This window comes from Inquilinus limosus MP06 (assembly GCF_000767795.1).
GTDB classification, from domain to species: domain Bacteria; phylum Pseudomonadota; class Alphaproteobacteria; order DSM-16000; family Inquilinaceae; genus Inquilinus; species Inquilinus limosus_E.
In genome coordinates this window covers 1-3,862 of record NZ_JANX01000580.1, presented here as the reverse complement: position 1 = coordinate 3,862, position 3,862 = coordinate 1, and the positions used below count along the sequence as shown (strand labels likewise).

Sequence of the window (3,862 nt, the reverse complement as noted above, 5' to 3'; positions counted from 1 at the left end):
CCGGCTCCTAGCGCCGCGACGTCGCCATAGCCGAAGGGCACGGCCAGCACCCGCACCCCGGCCGCCCTTGCCGTGGCGACGTCGACATGGTGATCGCCGAGATAGACCGTCTCCTCCGGTACGGCGCCGAGGGCGGCGATGCAGGCCAAGAGCGGCGCCGGGTCCGGCTTCATGCCGTGGCCGCTGTCGCCGCCGACCACGGCGCCGAGATGCGGTGCGAAGCCCAGCGCCCGCAGCACCGCGCGGGCCGTCCAGGCCGCCTTGTTGGTGCAGATGCCGACCGGGATCCCGGCGGCAGCCAGCGCCGCCACCGCCTCGACCGCGCCGGGATAGGCGGTGCTGCGCGCCGCCGGCGCCGCGGCGTAGCGGTCGAGGAAGCGGCGGGTCATCCATTCGGCCTCCCCGGAATCGCAATGCCGCAGCCGCAGCGCCCCGCGCAGCAGGCCGGGCGCGCCATGGCCCATCAGGCCGCGGACCTCGTCCTCGGACAGCGGGTGGATGCCGGCCTCGCGCAGCACTGCGGCCAGGGCGGCGGCGACATCGGCGACGCTGTCGACCAGGGTGCCGTCCAGGTCGAACACGACGGCGCGAGGGCGAGAAGGGAGGACCAGGCTCATGGCCGGCCCTCCTCATCGCCCTGTGCAGGCCCTAGAAACTGAAGCTGAACTTGTCGCTGTAGTCGTTGCCGCTCAGATTCGGATCGGCCGGAACGGCCGCCGAGGTGCCGTAGATGTTGGTCACCCGGATGTCGACCGTGCCCAAGCCGCCGGGGGACACCGCGGTGATGCTGGACCCGTCCTGGGCCACGGTCTGCGACTTCGCCGCGATGATGCCGAAATCCACGACGCAGTCGGGGGTGAAGCTCGACTTCGGCGGCGGCAGGATCGTCACCGAAGTGCCGCCGGTCACGGGGCCGCTGGTCGGGCTGACCGAGGCGACCGCGGGGACGTAGGACGGGACGCGCGGGGCGCCGAGCAGCCCCAGATAGGTGTTGCTGTCGTGCTGGAACCCGAGCTGTATCTTGAACTGGTCCACCGGCGAAGTGACGGCCGGGGGATAGGAGGGCAGGAATGTTGGCGACGGCCCGCTGTTCAGCGGCGGTTGCTGCTTCGGCTGGACATAGACGTTGCCCTTGGTCCCGGCGGCGGTCGACGCGATCTGCTGGCCCACATCGTTGTCCGGCGTGGCGGTCGGGCCGGGTCCCGGCGGGGTGCTCGTCGGCCCGGGATAGAAGGGGTTGGTCTGCCAGTCCTGCGGGAGGGAGGCCAGGGTCGCCCAGGCGTTCGGCACCACGTCGTATTTGTTGTAGACGCAGACGGCGTCCGGGAACTGCTGGTCGAACCAGGCGGCGAAGGCGGCGTCGCCCGAGGTCGGGGCGGCAAAGGTGTAGGGCAGGATCCTGCCGATCGACGCCACCTTGTCCGAGACCTGCTGCTGCAGGAACAACGCGACCGTGGTCGCCATCGCCCCGCCCAGGCTGTGGCCGACGACATAGAGCGTGCGGCACCGCCCCGGGACCGCGAACTGCGTCAGCAGATCGGCGCTCAGGATGTGGTCGAACGCCAGCTTCGCCCCTTGGGAAATCCTGGGCTGCGGCCCGTTGGGCGGCTTTCCGCCGGCCTTGAAATCCACCATCTGCCCGACCTGCATGTCCTCCGCCAGGTCGGTCAGGTCGCCCATCACCGTGCCGCGCAGCACCAGCGCGTAGACGGAGCCGTTGCTGTCGTCTGGCCCTTGCGCGAGATAGGCCAGGTTGGCGCCGTCCTGGGTCAGCCCGACCCAGCGCAGGCTCCACTGGCCCTGGGTGGCCAGGCCGGGCTCGGCCAGCTGGGCGGTGAGGCCCTTGCTGATCCGGGCGACATGCTGGTCCGAGGTCTCGCCCGAAGGCCGCTTCGTGGCCCCGTCCGGCGCCAGTGACGCCAGGGTCATCATGATCTGCGTGGTTGAATAGTCCGGCATGACGGAAATCCCTTTGTATAAATGCGCCAACAAAAAAGGAAAAATACTTTCGAATTATATCATATGTCTGGGCGAGTACTGGCGCGGATACCGCCGGCGCCAGTAGGAAGTATTTCACAAAAGAATGCAACCGCATTGTCGTGACGATCGGGCGACAAGGGGCGGGCACGGTCATCGGGCGCCCTCCCGGATGGCGGCGATGTTCGTCTCATAGGCGGCCGGGCCGCCGCGGAACACGGCGGAGCCGGCGACCAGTGTGTCGGCGCCGGCCGCGGCCACCACCGCCGCCGTCTCCGGCGTCACCCCGCCATCGACCTCGAGCCGGATCGGCCGGTCGCCGATCATGGCGCGGATCCGGCGGATCTTCTCCGCCATCGCCGGGATGAAAGCCTGGCCGCCGAAGCCGGGATTGACCGTCATCACCAGGATCAGGTCCAGCCGGTCCAGCACATGGGCCACGGCGTCCGCCGGCGTCGCCGGGCACAGCGCCACCCCGGCCTGCTTGCCCAGGGACCGGATGTGCTGCAGCGACCGGTCGAGATGCGGCCCGGCCTCGGCATGCACGGTGATGACGTCCGCCCCCGCCTTGGCGAAGGATTCCAGATACGGGTCGGCGGGGGCGATCATCAGATGCACGTCGAACACCCGGTCGCTGTGCGGCCGCAGCGCCTTCACCACGTCGGGCCCGATCGTCAGGTTGGGCACGAAATGCCCGTCCATCACGTCGATATGGATCCAGTCGGCGCCGGCGGCCACGATGGCGCGCACCTCCTCGCCCAGTCGGGCGAAATCGGCGGACAGGATCGAGGGGGCGATGACGACACTCACAGCTTGGCCTCCTGGTCCGGCGGTTCGGCCGAGAACACGCGGCTGGCGCGGATGTCGGCCTCGGCCAGGGTGACGAAATCCTCGACCGTCAGGTCGGGCGGCATCTCCCGCACCAGCCGGTTGGCCTGGCGCAGCCGGGCGCGGTCCAGCGCGTTGCGGATCGACCGTCCGTTGGCGAAATGCGGCAGGCGGATGCGGCGGGCGACATAGTCGCGGAAGGCCTGCAGTGCCTCCGGGCTGAACCGGTAGTTCTGCCGCGCCAGCATGCCCTCGCCGATCGCGATCAGCTCCTCCTCCGAGAAATCCGGGAACTCGACATGATGGGCGATGCGCGAGCGGAAGCCGGGGTTGCTGGTGAAGAACTTCTCCATCCGGTCGCCATAGCCGGCGACGATCACCACCAGATCCTCGCGCTGGTTCTCCATCACCTGCAGCAGGATCTCGATCGCCTCCTGGCCGTAGTCGCGCTCGTTCTCCGGCCGGTACAGGTAGTAGGCCTCGTCGATGAACAGCACCCCGCCCATCGCCCGCTTCAGGATCTCCTTGGTCTTCGGCGCGGTGTGGCCGATGTACTGGCCGACCAGGTCGTCGCGGGTGACCGATACCAGGTGTCCGCGCCGGACATAGCCGAGCCGGTGCAGGATGTCGGCCATGCGCAGGGCGACGGTGGTCTTGCCGGTGCCGGGGTTGCCGGTGAAGCTCATATGCAGGGTCGGCGCCTCGGCGCCGAGGCCCAGGCGGCGGCGGATGCGCTCGACCAGCAGCAGGGCGGCGATCTCGCGGATCCGGGTCTTGACCGGGACGAGGCCGACCAGCTCGCGGTCCAGCGCCTCGAACACCTCGTCGATCCGGGTCTCCTCGAACTCCCGGGCGAGGTCGATGCGGGTGTCGGCCGGCGGCAGGGCGATTGCGGCTTCGGTCATGGCGGGCCTCTGGCTCATTGAGTCCCTCCTCCCCTCGCGGGAGGGGGTAGGGGAGGGGGTTCGGCGCCGAAGGGAGCCGGCGCGGGGTGCTTCAGGCTGGGTGCCGTCGAGGCCGGACACCGCCGCGGCGGTGCTTGTCATCGACAACCCCC

Annotated in this window: 4 protein-coding genes; all 4 read right to left on the bottom strand. The window is 69.7% G+C overall.

Annotated elements, in window-relative coordinates; genetic code table 11:
* On the bottom strand, positions 1-617 hold a 617-nt coding region (locus tag P409_RS28800), incomplete at its 3' end, for an HAD family hydrolase (RefSeq protein ID WP_034846530.1).
* A 31-nt stretch (positions 618-648) separates the two neighbouring features.
* Positions 649-1,959 (bottom strand): lipase family protein, encoded by a 1,311-nt coding sequence (locus P409_RS28795; protein WP_052121522.1) that lies wholly within the window; start codon positions 1,957-1,959, stop codon positions 649-651.
* Between the two features lie 171 nt (positions 1,960-2,130).
* Positions 2,131-2,787, bottom strand: a complete 657-nt coding sequence (rpe, locus tag P409_RS28790; RefSeq protein WP_034846526.1) for a ribulose-phosphate 3-epimerase — start codon at positions 2,785-2,787, stop codon at positions 2,131-2,133.
* Positions 2,784-3,710: a CbbX protein gene (gene cbbX / locus P409_RS28785; RefSeq protein ID WP_034846525.1), complete on the bottom strand. Its 927-nt coding sequence runs from the start codon at positions 3,708-3,710 to the stop codon at positions 2,784-2,786. The genes rpe and cbbX overlap by 4 nt, the downstream gene beginning before the upstream one ends.
* Positions 3,711-3,862 lie beyond the last annotated feature (152 nt).